The sequence below is a fragment of the Azospirillum brasilense genome (assembly GCF_005222205.1).
Lineage (GTDB): Bacteria > Pseudomonadota > Alphaproteobacteria > Azospirillales > Azospirillaceae > Azospirillum > Azospirillum brasilense_G.
The window spans coordinates 586,947-602,302 of record NZ_CP032345.1; the positions used below are offsets into that span (position 1 = coordinate 586,947).

Annotated in this window: 14 protein-coding genes; 5 read left to right on the forward strand and 9 right to left on the reverse strand. The window is 68.2% G+C overall.

The window, feature by feature from the left end:
* From D3869_RS02980 to D3869_RS03005, 7 genes are all read right to left on the reverse strand, one after another.
* Positions 1 to 879, reverse strand: coding sequence for a cytochrome c oxidase subunit 3 (locus D3869_RS02980; RefSeq protein ID WP_247895698.1), 879 nt, complete (start codon positions 877 to 879; stop codon positions 1 to 3).
* A gap of 70 nt (positions 880 to 949) precedes the next feature.
* A complete protein-coding gene (locus D3869_RS02985; protein ID WP_137138888.1) occupies positions 950 to 1,573 on the reverse strand; it encodes a cytochrome c oxidase assembly protein in 624 nt (207 codons plus the stop codon).
* Between the two features lie 45 nt (positions 1,574 to 1,618).
* Entirely contained in the window at positions 1,619 to 1,753 is a 135-nt protein-coding gene (locus D3869_RS34385) for a hypothetical protein (RefSeq protein ID WP_256380051.1), read from the reverse strand.
* Complete coding sequence (cyoE, locus tag D3869_RS02990) at positions 1,750 to 2,679, reverse strand: heme o synthase (protein WP_137138889.1); 930 nt, start codon at positions 2,677 to 2,679, stop codon at positions 1,750 to 1,752. The genes D3869_RS34385 and cyoE overlap by 4 nt, the downstream gene beginning before the upstream one ends.
* 65 nt (positions 2,680 to 2,744) lie before the next feature.
* Positions 2,745 to 4,358 (reverse strand): cytochrome c oxidase subunit I, encoded by a 1,614-nt coding sequence (gene ctaD / locus D3869_RS02995; protein ID WP_137138890.1) that lies wholly within the window; start codon positions 4,356 to 4,358, stop codon positions 2,745 to 2,747.
* Between the two features lie 66 nt (positions 4,359 to 4,424).
* Positions 4,425 to 5,270, reverse strand: a complete 846-nt coding sequence (gene coxB, locus D3869_RS03000; protein ID WP_137138891.1) for a cytochrome c oxidase subunit II — start codon at positions 5,268 to 5,270, stop codon at positions 4,425 to 4,427.
* A 482-nt stretch (positions 5,271 to 5,752) separates the two neighbouring features.
* A complete protein-coding gene (locus D3869_RS03005) occupies positions 5,753 to 7,111 on the reverse strand; it encodes a DUF3422 family protein (RefSeq protein ID WP_137138892.1) in 1,359 nt (452 codons plus the stop codon).
* Positions 7,112 to 7,279: 168 nt separating this feature from the next.
* Between D3869_RS03005 and tldD the strand changes: the two genes are divergently transcribed.
* The 3 genes from tldD to D3869_RS03020 all read left to right on the forward strand — a co-directional run bounded on the left by tldD (position 7,280) and on the right by D3869_RS03020 (position 11,573).
* Positions 7,280 to 8,713: a metalloprotease TldD gene (gene tldD, locus D3869_RS03010; protein WP_137138893.1), complete on the forward strand. Its 1,434-nt coding sequence runs from the start codon at positions 7,280 to 7,282 to the stop codon at positions 8,711 to 8,713.
* Between the two features lie 164 nt (positions 8,714 to 8,877).
* Positions 8,878 to 9,402 carry a glycine cleavage system protein R gene (locus tag D3869_RS03015; RefSeq protein ID WP_137138894.1) on the forward strand — a complete coding sequence of 175 codons (525 nt, stop codon included), beginning with the start codon at positions 8,878 to 8,880 and terminating at the stop codon, positions 9,400 to 9,402.
* 95 nt (positions 9,403 to 9,497) lie between these two features.
* On the forward strand, positions 9,498 to 11,573 hold the full coding sequence (locus tag D3869_RS03020; protein ID WP_137138895.1) for a YjbH domain-containing protein: 2,076 nt from the start codon (positions 9,498 to 9,500) through the stop codon (positions 11,571 to 11,573).
* 18 nt (positions 11,574 to 11,591) lie between these two features.
* On the opposite strand, the gene D3869_RS32980 is transcribed toward D3869_RS03020, so the two are convergent.
* A complete protein-coding gene (locus D3869_RS32980) occupies positions 11,592 to 12,233 on the reverse strand; it encodes a hypothetical protein (RefSeq protein ID WP_175426392.1) in 642 nt (213 codons plus the stop codon).
* A gap of 330 nt (positions 12,234 to 12,563) precedes the next feature.
* Between D3869_RS32980 and D3869_RS03030 the strand changes: the two genes are divergently transcribed.
* Entirely contained in the window at positions 12,564 to 12,728 is a 165-nt protein-coding gene (locus tag D3869_RS03030; RefSeq protein WP_035674837.1) for a DUF1328 domain-containing protein, read from the forward strand.
* Positions 12,729 to 12,930: 202 nt separating this feature from the next.
* Here the strand turns inward: D3869_RS03030 and D3869_RS03035 are convergent, their stop codons facing one another.
* Positions 12,931 to 13,635 carry a sigma-70 family RNA polymerase sigma factor gene (locus tag D3869_RS03035; RefSeq protein ID WP_137138896.1) on the reverse strand — a complete coding sequence of 235 codons (705 nt, stop codon included), beginning with the start codon at positions 13,633 to 13,635 and terminating at the stop codon, positions 12,931 to 12,933.
* 702 nt (positions 13,636 to 14,337) lie between these two features.
* On the opposite strand from D3869_RS03035, the gene D3869_RS03040 reads away from it, so the two are divergent.
* Positions 14,338 to 15,279 (forward strand): transglycosylase SLT domain-containing protein, encoded by a 942-nt coding sequence (locus D3869_RS03040; protein WP_137138897.1) that lies wholly within the window; start codon positions 14,338 to 14,340, stop codon positions 15,277 to 15,279.
* Positions 15,280 to 15,356: the final 77 nt, after the last annotated feature.

The following is a 15,356-nucleotide window of genomic DNA, read 5'->3' on the forward strand; positions in this document are numbered from 1 at the left end:
TCAGTGGCCGCTGGCGGCGCCCAGCGACCCCCACCAGTAGATCGACACGAACAGGAACAGCCACACCACGTCCACGAAGTGCCAGTACCAGGCCGCCGCCTCGAAGCCGAAATGGCTCCGCGGGGTGAAATGGCCCTTCATGGTGCGGAACCAGCAGACCGCCAGGAAGATGGTGCCGATGATGACGTGGAAGCCGTGGAAGCCGGTCGCCATGTAGAAGGTCGACGGGTAGATGCCCTGCTTGAAGCCGAAGGCGGCGTGGGCGTATTCCCAGCCCTGGAAGAAGGTGAACATCACCCCCAGCAGGACGGTCAGGCCCAGCGCGCGCGACGCCTCCTTGTTGTTGCCCTCAAGGATCGCGTGGTGCGCCCAGGTCACGGTGACGCCCGACAGCAGCAGGATCAGCGTCATCATCAGCGGCAGGTGGAACGTCTCCAGCACCGTGATGTTCGGCGGCGGCCAGACGCCGTGCGGGTTCTCGGCGAACACCTTCGGGTAGAGCGCCGCGTCGTAGAAGGCCCAGAAGAAGGCGGCAAAGAACATCACCTCCGAGGCGATGAACAGCGCCATGCCGTAACGCAGGCCGATCTTCACCACCGGGGTGTGCGCCTTCTCGCGCACCGCCTCCTTGATGACGTCGCGCCACCAGCCGAACATCACGCCCAGGATGGACACGAAGCCGAGGGCCGCCAGAAGCCAGCCGCCGCCGTGCATGTAGATGACCATGCCCGTCGCGAACAGTCCGGCCGCGAAGGCGCCCAGAAGAGGCCACGGGCTCGGCTTCACCAGATGGTAGGGATGCGGGATGCCGGCGCCCTCGCCCGCGCCGTGCGCGGAGGCTGGGGGATGCGGCATGTGCGCGTGCGTGATGTCGGCCATCGTCTCTTTCCAACCCCGGTTTGTTTCGCCCGATTTCTTCGTTCAGACTGTCTCTTTTTTAGATCTGTCCTCAGTTCGCCGCGGTCCCGGTGCCTTTCGCACCCGCGGCCTGCGTCGCGTGCTGCGCCAGCACCTGGGTCTCGTCCTTGGCGCGGAAGAAGGTGTAGGACAGGGTGATGGTGGTCACGTCCTCCATCGCCGGATCGTCGGCCAGAGCCGGATCGACGAAGAAGGCCACCGGCATGTCCACCGACTGACCGGGCTCCAGCACCTGCTCGGTGAAGCAGAAGCACTCGATCTTGTTGAAGTACTTGCCGACCTTGTCCGGCGTGACGTTGTAGAGCGCGGTGCCCACGGTGGCCCGGTCGGTCCGGTTGGCGGCCTGATAGGCGGCCAGCCCCGTCTCGCCCAGTTTCACCGTCAGCTCCTTCTGCTCCGGCTTGAAGCGCCAGGGCAGCGACTGGTTCACGTCGGCGTTGAAGCGGACCTTGATGACGCGGTCGACCTGCCGCGCGGGCGCGGCATCGGCCCGCTGGGTGGTGCCACCGAAGCCGGTCACCTGACAGAACAGCGCGTAGAGCGGCACCGAGGCGTAGGCCAGCCCGACCATCCCGAAGACGAGGCCGAACAGCCCGGCCATGAACAGGCGGTTCTTCCGCCGGAGCCCTTTGTCGCCTTCTCGCCGGTCGTTCATGGCGCCGCTTCCTCCCCTGCCGTTTGTCCGCTCAACGTCCCGTGGTCAGTGCCCGCCCATCCGAACCAGCGTGATGACGTAGAACATCACCACCAGCCCGATCAGCGCGGCCAGCACCGCGTAGTTGCGGCCGCGCAGCCGCTTGCGGCGTTCCTCGTGGGATTCATCCATGATCGTCATGCCCCGCCTCCGGTCGTCAGGAATCCGCTCACCAGATGCTCGCCCATCAGCAGGGCGAACAGCAGGAACAGGTAGAGGATCGAGAAGCCGAACATCTGCTTGGCCGGCTTGTCGTCGGTGGCGCGCAGCACGCGGACCGCGCACAGCACGAAGAAGGCGCCCAGCAGGCTCGACCCGATCAGATAGGCAAGGCCGCCGGTGCCCAGGAAATACGGCGCCACGGCGACCGGCAGCAGGACCAGCGTGTAGGCCAGCATTTGCCGCTTGGTGGCGTCCGGACCGGCGATCACCGGCATCATCGGCACCCCGGCGCGGGTGTAGTCGCTGTTGCGGAACAGCGCCAGCGCCCAGAAATGCGGCGGCGTCCACAGGAAGATCAGCAGGAACAGCAGGATGGAAGGCAGTTCCACACCGCCCGTCACCGCCGCCCAGCCGATCATCGGCGGGAAGGCGCCGGCGGCCCCGCCGATCACGATGTTCTGCGGCGTCCGCCGCTTCAGCCACATGGTGTAGATGAAGACGTAGAAGCCGATGGTCATCGCCAGCAGCGCCGACGCCGCCCAGTTGACCGCCAGCCCCATCACCACGACCGACGCCGCGGCCAGGATCACCCCGAAGGCCAGCGCGTTCTCCGGCTCCACCCGCCCCGACGGGATCGGGCGGCGGATGGTGCGCGACATCACCGCGTCGATGTCGCGGTCGTACCACATGTTGATGGCGCCCGAGGCCCCGGCCCCGACCGCGATGCACAGCACCGCCACCGCCGCCAGCACGGGGTGGATGTGCCCGGGCGCCAGCACGATGCCGGCCAGCCCGGTGAACACCACGAGCGACATCACCCGCGGCTTGAGCAGTTCGATGTAGTCACCCGGCGTCGATCCGGAGACCGGACCTGTCGAGACCCGTTCAATGCTCAGGTCCGTCATACTTCACTATCCTCCGGCCGGAGGGAGCATCCCGGCTCCCCCGGCGTCATGGTCACAACCGATGGTCACTTCACCTGCGGCAGCGTCTCGAAGGCGTGGAACGGCGGGGGCGAACTCACGGTCCACTCCAGCGTGCCGGCCTGCGGCCCCCAATAGGCGGCGTCCACCTTCTCGCCGCTGCGCAGGGTCTTGTACGCGATCCACACGAAGAGAAGCGTGGACGCAAAGGAGAGATAGGCGCCGAACGAGGAGATCATGTTCCAGCCCCAGTAGGCGTCCGGGTAATCCGGGATGCGGCGCGGCATGCCGGCCAGACCCAGGAAATGCTGCGGGAAGAAGACCAGGTTCACGCCGATGAAGGTCGTCCAGAAGTGAACCTTGCCCCAGAACTCCGGATACTGGCGCCCCGACATCTTGCCGATCCAGTAGTACCAGCCGGCGAAGATCGAGAAGACCGCGCCCAGCGACAGCACGTAGTGGAAGTGCGCGACGACGTAATAGGTGTCGTGCAGCACGATGTCCATGCCGCCGTTGGCCAGCACCACGCCGGTCACGCCGCCGACCGTGAACAGGAAGATGAAGCCGAGCGCCCACAGCATCGGCACCCGGAATTCGATCGACCCGCCCCACATGGTGGCGATCCAGGAGAAGATCTTCACGCCCGTCGGCACCGCGATGATCATCGTGGCGGCGGTGAAGTAGGCCTTGGTGTCGACGTCCAGGCCGACCGTGTACATGTGGTGCGCCCACACCACGAAGCCGACCACGCCGATGGCGACCATCGCGTAGGCCATGCCCAGATAGCCGAAGACGGGCTTGTGCGAGAAGGTCGAGACGATGTGGCTGATGATGCCGAAGGCCGGCAGGATCATGATGTAGACTTCGGGGTGGCCGAAGAACCAGAACAGGTGCTGGAACAGGATCGGGTCGCCGCCGCCCTCCGGGTTGAAGAAGCTGGTGCCGAAGTTGCGGTCGGTCAGCAGCATGGTGATGGCGCCGCCCAGCACCGGCACGGCCAGCAGCAGCAGGAAGGCCGTCACCAGCATCGCCCAGACGAACAGCGGCATCTTGTGCAGCGTCATGCCCGGCGCGCGCATGTTGAAGATGGTGGTGATGAAGTTCACCGCACCCAGGATCGACGAGGCGCCGGCGAGGTGAAGCGCGAAGATCGCCATGTCCACCGACGGCCCGTTGTGGCCCAGCGGCGAGGACAGCGGCGGGTAGATCGTCCAGCCGGTGCCGGCCCCCTGCCCCACGAAGGCGGAGCCCAGAAGCAGCAGGAAGGCCGGGACGATCAGCCAGAAGCTGATGTTGTTCAGCCGCGGGAAGGCCATGTCGGGCGCGCCGATCATCAGCGGCACGAACCAGTTGCCGAAGCCGCCGATCAGCGCCGGCATCACCACGAAGAACACCATGATCAGGCCGTGCGCGGTGATCAGCACGTTCCAGACCTGCCCGTCCCCGACGAACTGCAAGCCCGGCGCCTGGAGTTCCATCCGCATGATGACCGAGAACAACCCGCCGATCAGCCCGGCGATCACCGAGAAGATCAGGTAGAGCGTCCCGATGTCCTTGTGGTTCGTGGAGAAGAACCAACGCTCGACGAAGCCCGGCATGTGGTGGTCATGGTCATGCCCGTGGCCGTGTCCCTGCGCTTCCCCCGGATTGGCGTTTGCCATGTCTCTAACCCTCGCGTCGGCGGAATGATTTTTCTTTGAGGTGCCGCTGCATCCAAAGCGTGAGGCTTACTGGACGGCCCCGGCGGACGGCATCTGGGCCACGTCGCGCTTGGTGTCGGGGGTCCCGTAAGCGGTCTTGGCCTTCTCGACCCACTGGTTGAAGGCCTCCTTCGAGACGGCCTCGACCGCGATCGGCATGAAGGCGTGGTTCACGCCGCAGATCTCGGAACACTGGCCGTAATAGACGCCTTCCTTCTCGATCCGCACCCAGGTCTCGTTGGCGCGGCCCGGCACGGCGTCCTTCTTCACGCCGAAGCTCGGCACCGCCCAGGAATGGATGACGTCGCCCGCGGTGACCAGCACGCGCACGGTCGTGCCGACCGGCAGGATCACGCGGTTGTCGACCTCCAGCAGGCGCTTCTGGCCGGGCTTCAGCTCCGATTCCTGGATCATGTAGCTGGAGAAGGCGATGTTGCCGTGGTCGGGGTACTCGTAGTCCCAATACCACTGCCGCCCGGTGACCTTGATGGTCATCTCCGCCTCCGGCACCCGCTCCGCCTGGTAGAGCAGCTTGAAGGACGGAACCGCGATGACGATCAGGATGATGACCGGAATGACCGTCCAGGCGATCTCCAGCACCGTGTGGTGCGAGGTGGTGGACGGAACGGCGTTCTTCTTGGCGTTGAAGCGCAGCGCCACCCAGGCCAGCAGCCCCGCCACGAAAATGACGATGGCGACGATGATCACCGTCAGCAGGTCGTGGAACGAGTCCATGGCGTGCTTGACCGGGGTGGCCGCCTCCTGAAGCCCCAATTGCCAGGGGTGGGGTTCGGCGGCGGAACCGGTCGCGGCAAATCCACACAAAGATGTCAGCGCCGCCAGAACGGCAGCGTTCAGGGTCTGCGTCTTCATCCCCACCCTCTTCGTTGCCCGCCGCCCACAGTCGCGGACGGCGGTCGTCCCTTCCCGCCGGACCCGCCTTCGCCCCTGTTTCCCTGGTGCGTTCCGCCTCTGTCAGACGGTTGCGCAGCCGGGCGTTGCGGCGGTGCCGGTCTATGCAGGGAGCGTGCCGTTTGAGGGCGACACGGTCCCGGCAGCGCGAGCTTAACCCTCCATTGCGCTTGGGTACAAGTCAGGCGTCCCTACACGAAGGACATAGGCGCAATGCCGGTTTCAAGCCCGCATCAGAACAGAAGTTGAGTTTCCGTATCGGCTTCGCACTGCGACAAGCTGTCGCAGTTTGATGGTATAGCGAATTGTCTCGGAAAATCAAGTTTTTAGGCTTGCACGTCCCTGGTGTGGGACGCAAGCGACCTTGCGCGGACGGCGCCGTCCGGTCGCCGTTTGCGCTGCGGTAACATGCCACCGTGTTAAATCGGAAAGCCCTGGCGCGGTCAGTGCCCGCTGGTGATGACCTTGCGGATTCGGCGCACGCCGGACCAGACGAAGGCGATGACGATGGGAATCATCAGCCCGACGAGCAGGTCGGGATCGACCTTCATCCCGAGTCCCTTCACGCCCTTCGCGGCGTAGCCGACGATGCCGACGAGGTAGTAGCTGATCGCCACCACCGACAGCCCCTCCACCGTCTCCTGCAGGCGGAGCTGGAGCTGCGCCCGCTTGTCCATGGAGAGGAGAAGCTCGGCGTTCTGCCCTTCCACGGCGATCTCCACGCGGGTGCGCAGCAGGTCGCTGGCGCGGGCCACGCGCTGGGACAAGGCCTGCAGGCGGGACTCCACCGCCTCGCAGGTGCGGATCGCCGGCGCGAGGCGGCGGTCCATGAACTCGCCCACCGTGGGCAGGCCCTCGATGCGGATCTCGCGCAGCTCGACGATGCGCTTTTCCACGAGGTTGTAGTAGGCCCGCGCCGCGCCGAAGCGGTAGGCGGTCTCCGCGGCGATCTGCTCGGTCTGCGCGGCCAGCAGGGTCAGCCGGTCGAGCAGCTCCCGCTCGTCGTCCAGGCCGCGCAGGGTGGCGATGCGGGCGGTCAGGTCGGCCAGATCGGCCTCGATCGGGCCGATGCGCGGCAGCACGCCGCGCGCCACCGGCAGCGCCAGCAGCGCCATCACGCGGTAGGTCTCGATCTCCAGCAGGCGCTGCACGACGCGGCCCGCCTGGTTGGGCGTCATCGCATGGTCGGCGATCAGGATGCGCGAGAAGCCGTCGCCGTGGATGCGGAAGTCGGTCCAGGCCGTCGCCGCCCGCCCGGAGATCCGCGTCCCGATGTAGCTCGGCGAGCCGAACATCGCCGCCAGCATGTTGGCGGAAGGCTCCGGCGATTCGGCGTCGAGCACGGCGACATGGACGCCGACCATCAGCTCGCCCGGCAGTCCGGCCAGCCACTCCTTGGGCACCGCGTTCAGCGCCGGCTCCAGGAAGGGATCGACCAGCACGCCCGCCGGGGCGGCGGCGTTGGGGCGGAAGATGGTCCAGGTGGAGAATTCGGTGTGCCGCTCCCACTTCAGGCGGAAGCTGCCGAAGGAGCCGCTGTAATGGGTGGCCCCGGCGGGCGGGCGCGGCACGCCGGCCCAGTCGCACAGCTTCTCCAGATGCAGCCGGTCGGCCTCCGACGCGCCCTCCCCCGACAGCATCGCCAGCATGGTGGCGCGGACCGGTGTGGACAGGACCTCCGGCGGGCGGGTGTGCACCTCGTTGGTCAGGGTGACGCGCAGGGCGTGGTTCTTCAGGGGGTGGGCCAGGGAGCGCGCGTCTCCGTTGCCGGTGCGGCCCATCGCCAGCGCGTCGTCGGTCATCGCGGCCATTCCCCTTCAAGCCCCCTTTGCCCACGGACGACGAGCCTTGCCGGACGGGCCGCACGTCGCCACACTATAAGTCTGATCTTAGACCACATCGCGGGTGCGGGTGCGAGAGCGCCGGTGCCGCATCGTTGTCCTACGATAGACCGATACCCCGGAGTCCCCATGAGCGCGCTTGCCGTCACCGACGATCTGTTCTTCAACCGCGCCGGCCTGGACCGTTCCCGTGTCGAGGGGGTGGTGGCCGACGCGCTGCGGGGGGCGGACGACGGCGAACTGTATCTGGAATATTCGCAGAGCGAATCGCTGGGCTGGGATGACGGCAAGCTGAAGGCGGCGAGCTTCGACACCACCCAGGGCTTCGGCCTGCGCGCCATCGCCGACGAGGCGACCGGCTTCGCCCACGCCTCCAGCCTGTCCGAGGACGCCATCCGCCGCGCCGCCGCGACGGTGCGCGCCGTCCAGGCCGGGCACGCCGGCACCATCGCCGAACCGCCCGCCGGCACCAACCGCGCGCTCTACATCCCCGACAACCCCCTGCCCCTGGTCCCCTTCGAGGCCAAGGTGAAGCTTCTGGCGGAGATCGACGCCTACGCCCGCGCCAAGGACCCGCGGGTGCGGCAGGTCTCCTGCTCGATCAGCGGCGAGTGGCAGGCGGTGCAGATCATCCGCGCCGACGGCGTGCGGGTGGCCGACCTGCGCCCGCTGGTCCGGCTGAACGTCTCCGTCGTGGTGGCCGAGGGCGACCGCATGGAGACGGGCGGCCACGGCGGCGGCGGGCGCGTCACCTATGAACACTACATGCAGCCGGAGACGTGGCGCGCCTTCGTGGACGAGGCGCTGCGCTCGGCGCTCGTCAACCTGTCCTCGGTTCCCGCCCCGGCGGGTGAGATGACCGTGGTTCTCGGCAACGGCTGGCCGGGCATCCTGCTGCACGAGGCCATCGGCCACGGGCTGGAGGGCGACTTCAACCGCAAGAAGACGTCGGCCTTCGCCGGACTGATGGGCCAGCGCATCGCCGCGCCCGGCGTGACCATCGTGGACGACGGCACCATCGAGAACAGCCGCGGCTCGATCACCGTGGACGACGAGGGCACCCCCGGCCAGTGCACGACGCTGATCGAGGACGGCATCCTGGTCGGCTACATGCAGGACCGCATGAACGCCCGGCTGATGGGGATGCGCCCGACCGGCAACGGACGGCGCCAGAGCTTCGCCTGCCACCCCATGCCGCGCATGACCAACACCGTGATGCGCCCCGGCGCCTACGAGCCGGAGGAGATCATCAAGTCGGTCAAGAAGGGCCTCTACGCCAAGAACTTCGGCGGCGGGCAGGTGGACATCACCAGCGGCAAGTTCGTCTTCTCCGCCAACGAGGCCTATCTGATCGAGGACGGCAAGCTCGGCCCGGCGGTGAAGGGCGCGACGCTGATCGGCAACGGCCCGGACAGCCTGACCCGCGTGTCGATGATCGGCAACGACACGAAGCTCGACCCCGGCGTCGGCACCTGCGGCAAGGACGGCCAGGGCGTTCCCGTGGGCGTCGGCCAGCCGACCCTGCGCCTGGACGGCCTGACCGTGGGCGGCACGGCGGCCTGATGTTTCCCTTCTCCCCCCTGGGGAGAAGGTCAGGATGAGGGGGGCGCCGAAGGCGCGCCACGCCGACTCATCCGGCGTCTTTCTTCGCCCTGCCGGGCGCATCGCCCCGCTCACCCAACCCTCTCCCCAAGGGGGAGAGGGCTTCAGCATCGGAGGTTTCGCCCGTGTCGTCCCTCGCGCTGGTTTCGACCTTCTGCCCCGACCGCGTCGGTCTCGTCTCCGCGGTCACCGGTCATCTCTTCGGGCTGGGGGCCAACCTGCGCGACGCGACCTTTGCGGTGATGGGCTCCGGGGCGGAGTTCTCGGCGGTCTGCGAACTCCCCGACGGTGTCCCGGTCGGGGAGGTGCAGGAGGGGCTGGCCAGCCTGCCCGAGCTGGCCGGCGCGCAGATCAAGGTCACGCCCTTCGACTTCGATCCCAACCCCGGCCCGCTCGCCCGCATCACCCATCGCGTGGAGGTGTCGGGAGGCGACCAGCCCGGCCTGATCGCCCGCCTGTCGGAGATCTTCACCCAGTTCGAGGCGAACATCGTCCGGCTCGACGCCCAAACCCTGCCGGAGCGGGAGGGTGGTCATTACACCATCCGCTTCGCCGTCTCGATCCCGCCGGAGCGCTCCGGCACCTGCCTGTCGGCGGTCGCCAACACCGCGGAGACGATGGGCCTGACCTGCGTCGCCGAGGCGCTCTGACCCCTCTCCCCAGGGCGGGAGACGGTTTCTGGTTGCATTCATACGCATGAAAATGCCATGGATCGGGAATCTCTCCCGACAATCTCCACCATGGCGTGAATCGTGTTCTCCTCGTCCTGGCGCTGACCTTCGCCGCCCTGCCCGCACGGGCGGAGGGGCTTGAGCCCAGCCTGTCGGACTGGGGAGCCGCCGGACTGCTTCAGACACCAACGGCGCGCGGCCTGCCGGACGGCACCGTCACCGCCGGGCTGACCGCTCTCGGTGGCCTGCACCGTCACGTCTTCGCCGGGGCGCAGCTTCTGCCGGGCCTGGAGGCGACGCTGCGCGACAGCGCCTACCCGAGCTGGCACGGCCTCAGCGAGCCGGGGGTGGACGCCAAGCTGCGCCTGCTGCGCGAGGGGCCGTGGTGGCCGGCGCTGGCTGTCGGCGGACGCGACGTCACCGGCACCGGACTGGACCTGCCGGGGAAGGGCCGTTTCGCAGGGGAATATCTGGTCGCTTCGCGGCGCTGGTGGGAGGTCGATCTCAGCCTGGGCATCGGCTGGGGCGGGCTCGGCGATTACGGGCATCTCCGCAACCCGTTGCGCTTTCTCGGCGGGCGCTTCAAACGCGACCGCGATCCCCTCAACGCGTCCTCGCGCGGGCCGGAGGCGTGGTTCACCGGGGACCGTGCGGCCCTGTTCGGCGGCGTCGAATGGCACACGCCGCTGGAGGGGCTCAGCGTCAAGCTGGAATACAGCGCCGACAGCTTCCGCGCCCAACAGCAGGACGACCCCGCCTTCAAGCCCGGCCTGCCGCTGAACGCCGGTCTGGCCTACCGTCCCTGGAACTGGCTGGAGGTGGGGGCCGGGATCGAACAGGGATCGCGGGCCATGCTGCGCCTCGCCGCCCGCTTCGACCCGCGGAAGGACCCGGACTCCACCCTGCGCACGCCGCCGCCGGCGGTCGGCGCCCGCCCGGCCGCACCGGACGCCGCCCTGCCCGCCCCGGACGTCGCGGCCCTGGCCCGGCTTCACCGGCTGCCCGCACGCTCCGCACGGATCGACGGCGAGCGCGCCACCCTGTGGTTGGACCCGGCGGGCGCCGGCACCGCCCCGCTGGCGCGGGAGGTGGGGCGCGCCGCCCGCCTGCTGGCCGATGGCGCGCCGCCGGAGGTCGAATGGCTGACCGTCGCCACCGGCAGCGCCGGGCTGGACGGCACCGCCATCACGCTGTCGCGCCGCGCCGTCGAGCAGGCGGCCGGCCGGCGCGGCAGCCCCGAGGAGATCTGGCGCACCGCCCGCGTCGAGCGCTCCGCCGGCCCGCCGCCGGACTGGCCGGCACGGCTCGCCCTGACCGTCGTCCCAACGGTGGAAGCCAGCCTGTTCGAGCAGAGCGCCCCGCTGGTGCAGCGGACCTACGGCGACGCGGTCCTGACGGCGGAACCGTTGCGCGGGCTGGTTCTCAGCGGTGGGCTGCGGGTGAACGTCAGCCACAACCTCCACTTCCTCGACACCAACGCCATCCCGGCGGCGGAACCGGTGCGCAGCGACCTGCCGCGCTACGCCGACCGCCTCGCCGCGGTGGAGCGTCTGTACGCCGCATGGCTTGCCGCACCCTCCGAACGCTGGAGCACGCGCCTGTCCGTCGGCCATTTCGAGGAGATGTTTGGTGGCGTGGGAGCCGAAGCGCTGTACCGGCCCCTGACGGCGCGCTGGGCGCTCGGGCTCGACCTCAACCGCGTCTGGAAGCGCCCGCCCGACGACGTGCTGCGCCTCGCCCCGGAAAGCGGCCGGAACACCGGCCACGCCAGCCTCTATTGGGAGGCGCCGGGAGCCGCCACCACGGGGGTTCTGCGGCTGGGCCGCTATCTCGGCGGGGATTGGGGCGGCACGGTCGAACTGATGCGCGCCTTCGACGGCGGCGTCCGCCTGTCCGCCCAGGTCACCTGGACCGAGGGTCCGGAAGGCGCGCAGAGCCGCTACGGCGGGCGGCTGGAACAGGGAATCGCGCTGACCGTGCCGTTCAGCCCCGGCGGCCCCTGGCCACCGGACGGACGGCTGGCGACCGCGGTGCGCACCCTTGGACGCGACGCGGGGCAACGGCTGCGCCAGCCATTGCCCCTGTACGACGCGTCGGTCACGGCGGGTTACGGCCGCCTGACCGGATCATGGCCGCAGCTGATGGAGTGAGCCGCGGCGGACCGGGGATCAGCGGATTTCTGAGATCGTGCCGGTGTTGGCGTCGAGCAGCACGGTGCTCCAGGTGCCGTTGGCCGACTGGGCCTCCGCCACATAGTTCTCACCCTGCTTGCGGAAGTCACGGACCGAGGTGAAGCCGGCGGCGCTGAAGTAGTTCAGCAGCGAGGTCTGCATCAGCTCCTTGCGGTTCTGGCCGCGCTCGGCGCGCCGGGCGGTGTTCGGGTCGACGTTCATGATGACCTGTCGATTTCCCTGCATGGTACCGGTGGCCGACCCGGTGGTCCCCATCGCGCCGCTGTTCGGCATGCTGTTGTTCATGTTCCCGGTCGAACCGTAGGTGCCGGGCGCCCCGTAGGTACCGGTGCTGCCGTAGGTGCCCGCGGTGCCGGCGCCGACGGTGGATTCGGCGCTGCCGCTGGTCACGCGGTCGGGCATGCGGCCGTCCGGCATCCGGTTCCGGGTCTGATCGTTCCACGGCTCGGCCCGCTCGTTGGGCAGGCTTTCCACCTGCGGGCTGGTGGTCGGCAGGCCCGACGGGCTGGAGCGCTCGTAGGGCACCTGAGGCGCGTTGTTCTGGTAGGTCTGGGCCATCGCGGCGGGGGCGGCGGCCAGGGTCGCGGCGAGAACGGCGAGGGACAGTTTGGCGTTCATGGCATCCTCTTCTCTCGATAGGGCGTCTCGCACCGGCAAGGCGGTGCTGCGCCTTTTCGCCCGCCCGGCCGGAACCAAGCAGGCTGGCGACCCCGACAACAGCGCTCATCGCCGGTTGTTGCGGTCAAGCCAGCGTTATCGGGATGAGCCTCCCCCTTTTGGAACCGACCCTACCCAAAAAAAGCTCTTTACCGAGGCGGGGTCCGGGAACCTTTCCGAGCGGTGCCGTGTTCTGCACAATACTGACACGCTCTTCACAGAGTAGGACCTTCAACAGACTGCGCGCCGGACGAGCCGTAACGCGCTTCGGACCGAGCGAGGGAGGTTAGGATGCTCTACTGGGCACTTGTTTTCTTCGTGATCGCGCTGATCGCCGGCGCACTCGGCTTTGGCGGGATTGCTTCAGCCTCTTCGGGCATTGCGCAAATCCTGTTCTTCCTTTTCCTGATCCTGTTCGCGGCGAGTTTGATTCTGGGCCTGGTCAGGCGCCGCTAGACCCAGCACCCGCCCGGAACCGTCCGGGCGGGCGTTTCCCGCAGCGCGCCCGTGCCTGGCCTTCCACGTCACGGATGGCCGGGCTCGCGAGTACCCCGAAAGCCTCTCGATGTTAGCCTCGCACCTGACCGGCAACGCCCCATACGGAGCGTTGCCGGTTTCTCTGTGCGTCCGGCGTGGGAGGAGACGAAACGAGGACCGGTCAGTCCTCGTCGGTCGGGCTGTGCCCTTCCATAAGCTGGCGCAGGGCGCGGCGTCCGCGCGACAGGCGCGACTTCACGGTGCCGATCGAGATGCCGAGGATGTCGGCAGCCTCACCGTAGGAGATGCCCTCCAGCCCGATCAGCAGGACCACCTCCCGCTGTTCGGTCGGCAACAGCCCGAGCGCGCGCTTCAGGTCGCGCAGCTCCAGCCGGACGAACTGCCCGCCATGGGCGGCGCCAATCGCCGCCTGCCCTTCCCCGTCGATGTCGACGACGGCCTGCCGGCGGCGGATGCCGTTGATGTGCAGGTTGCGCAGGATGGTGAAGAGCCAAGCGCGCAGATTGCTGCCGGGCCGCCAGAGATGCAGGCGCGACAAGGCGCGCTCCAGGCACTCCTGGACGAGATCGTCCGCCAGCGTGGCGTCGCGCACCATGGCGCGGGCGAAACGGCGCAGGCGGGGAATCTCCGCCTCGATCTGCGCGATGATCGCCGGATCGGGGGGCGTCAGCGGCGCCGCGGACGCTTCCACCGCCTCATCGGCGGCCGGATCGTCGGCTTCGACGCCCTCCTCGGCTTCGACCGCAACGTTCAACTCGTCCTCGTCCGCACGGCGGCTTCCCATCACCGGCTTGAGGGCGACGGGGTCAAGCGGCGCGGGGCTGCTTGCCGGACGGCGCAAGGAACTCGCGACGTGATTCGCCATCGGTGGAACGCTGCCTCCCTGTGTACCGAAAGATGTCCCGATCATTCCGGGCGCGTCTGAGAACGCCCGAACCATCGCTCCGGCCCCCGCCTTCCGCCAAATGCGCGCGGGGCATAACCGGATTCTCCAACGACAATCGTCGGTCCATCAGTACGTAATGGCGCGCCACAGGGGCTGCCAGTTGGGAAAAAGGCTAAGCCCCTTAACAATTTGGCGAGATTACCCCTAAATGCCATGAATCGTCCGATTGCTCCCGTAGCATTCGATCGGGGATGAGGTATCGTCTCCGGACATACGGGAGGCTTCATGACTTTGCTCAAAAGGAAAAGGCCGGCTGGCTTTCACCAACCGACCTCAAATCTCCTTTGCGGGATAGCCATGTCTATGGCCAACGATGAATTCGCTCATTCATCCATCCGCAGATCCGCTGCCAGCGGTTCTTCTTCTCTGTATAGGCGGCGTTTCCGTCCCTTAGCGGAAGTCTTATTTCATTGTGTTCCGCTTCCTCTCTGGGCCGGAACCATATCGCATTACGTCTTTCGCGGACAGCCGGACGTTGGCGCTAAGGCAGCGATCTTCCCGCATACGCCGAAAGACCGGCCGGCCTCACCAATCGGCGGAAAGCGCGTCGAAGCGGCGAAACGAGCGGCGGCCCTCGCCGCCGGCGGGCTGATCGCGTCCTTTCTGACGGCCTCGCCGGCCATGGCCCAGGACGCATCCGCCCAACCGGCTGTGCAGACGGCCGCGGCCCAGCCCCCCGTCTTCCAGAACACCGGCGAGCGCACGATCCGCGCGCTGGAGGCGCTCGCCAGCAAGGGCAGCGCCCGCGCCCAGTACGAGCTGGCCATGCGCTACGAGGTCGGCAAAGGCGTGAACCGGGACGAGCGGATGGCCCTCTCCCTCTATTGCCGGGCCGCCCGCCAGGACTACGCGGAGGCGGCCTACCGCGCCGGGCGGATGCATCTGGCCGGGCGTGGCGCGGTGTCGAAGGACGAGGAGCTTGGCCGCTCCTGGCTGCGCCGCGCCGCCCTGCTGGGCAACGAGGACGCCGCGCAGATGGTCAAGCCGGCCAGCGCCTCAGGCAAGAGCGCGGCGGGCAAGGCGCCCGACCGCTGCGAACCGCCGAGCGTGCGCTGGGGCGTGATCCGCATGCCGCCCAAGGAAATCCGCGCCATGGTCACCAAGATGGCCCCCAGCTACGGACTCGACCCCGATCTGGTGCTGGCGGTGATCGCCGTGGAGTCCGGCTATCGCGTGGATGTGGTGTCGGAAAAGAACGCCATGGGGCTGATGCAGCTCATCCCCGAAACGGCGGAGCGATTCGGCGTGACCAAGCCCTTCGACCCCGAGCAGAACCTGCGCGGCGGCATGAAGTACCTGCGCTGGCTGCTGGCCTACTTCGACGGCAACGTGACGCTGGCGCTGGCCGGCTACAACGCGGGCGAAGGGGCGGTGGTCCAGTACAAGGGCGTCCCGCCCTACCGCGAGACGCAGGACTATGTGGTCAAGGTCCACAGCGTCTACCCGCGCCGCGTCCACCCCCACGATTCCAGCGTGGTGCGCTCCGCCGGCCTGCCCGCCGCCAAGCAGGAGGAGGTCGCCGAGCTGAGCGTCTCCCGCTCCGGCGGCGCTTCGAAACGCTGACGCCGCCCGCCTCTTCCGCGCTCAATTCGGCGGCCCCGCCCGGCGATTTCCCGTATGATCGGGCATCGCCGACAGCG

Excerpts from the sequence above, each read along its gene's own strand:
- D3869_RS03030 (WP_035674837.1), top strand. The coding sequence starts at position 12,564 with ATGCTCTACTGGGCACTTGTTTTCTTCGTGATCGCGCTGATCGCCGGC.
- D3869_RS03005 (WP_137138892.1), bottom strand. The coding sequence starts at position 7,111 with ATGACCGACGACGCGCTGGCGATGGGCCGCACCGGCAACGGAGACGCG.
- ctaD (WP_137138890.1), bottom strand. The coding sequence starts at position 4,358 with ATGGCAAACGCCAATCCGGGGGAAGCGCAGGGACACGGCCACGGGCAT.
- D3869_RS03035 (WP_137138896.1), bottom strand. The coding sequence starts at position 13,635 with ATGGCGAATCACGTCGCGAGTTCCTTGCGCCGTCCGGCAAGCAGCCCC.
- D3869_RS03040 (WP_137138897.1), top strand. The coding sequence starts at position 14,338 with ATGGCCCAGGACGCATCCGCCCAACCGGCTGTGCAGACGGCCGCGGCC.
- cyoE (WP_137138889.1), bottom strand. The coding sequence starts at position 2,679 with ATGACGGACCTGAGCATTGAACGGGTCTCGACAGGTCCGGTCTCCGGA.
- D3869_RS02985 (WP_137138888.1), bottom strand. The coding sequence starts at position 1,573 with ATGAACGACCGGCGAGAAGGCGACAAAGGGCTCCGGCGGAAGAACCGC.
- D3869_RS32980 (WP_175426392.1), bottom strand. The coding sequence starts at position 12,233 with ATGAACGCCAAACTGTCCCTCGCCGTTCTCGCCGCGACCCTGGCCGCC.
- D3869_RS34385 (WP_256380051.1), bottom strand. The coding sequence starts at position 1,753 with ATGACGATCATGGATGAATCCCACGAGGAACGCCGCAAGCGGCTGCGC.
- D3869_RS02980 (WP_247895698.1), bottom strand. The coding sequence starts at position 879 with ATGGCCGACATCACGCACGCGCACATGCCGCATCCCCCAGCCTCCGCG.
- tldD (WP_137138893.1), top strand. The coding sequence starts at position 7,280 with ATGAGCGCGCTTGCCGTCACCGACGATCTGTTCTTCAACCGCGCCGGC.
- coxB (WP_137138891.1), bottom strand. The coding sequence starts at position 5,270 with ATGAAGACGCAGACCCTGAACGCTGCCGTTCTGGCGGCGCTGACATCT.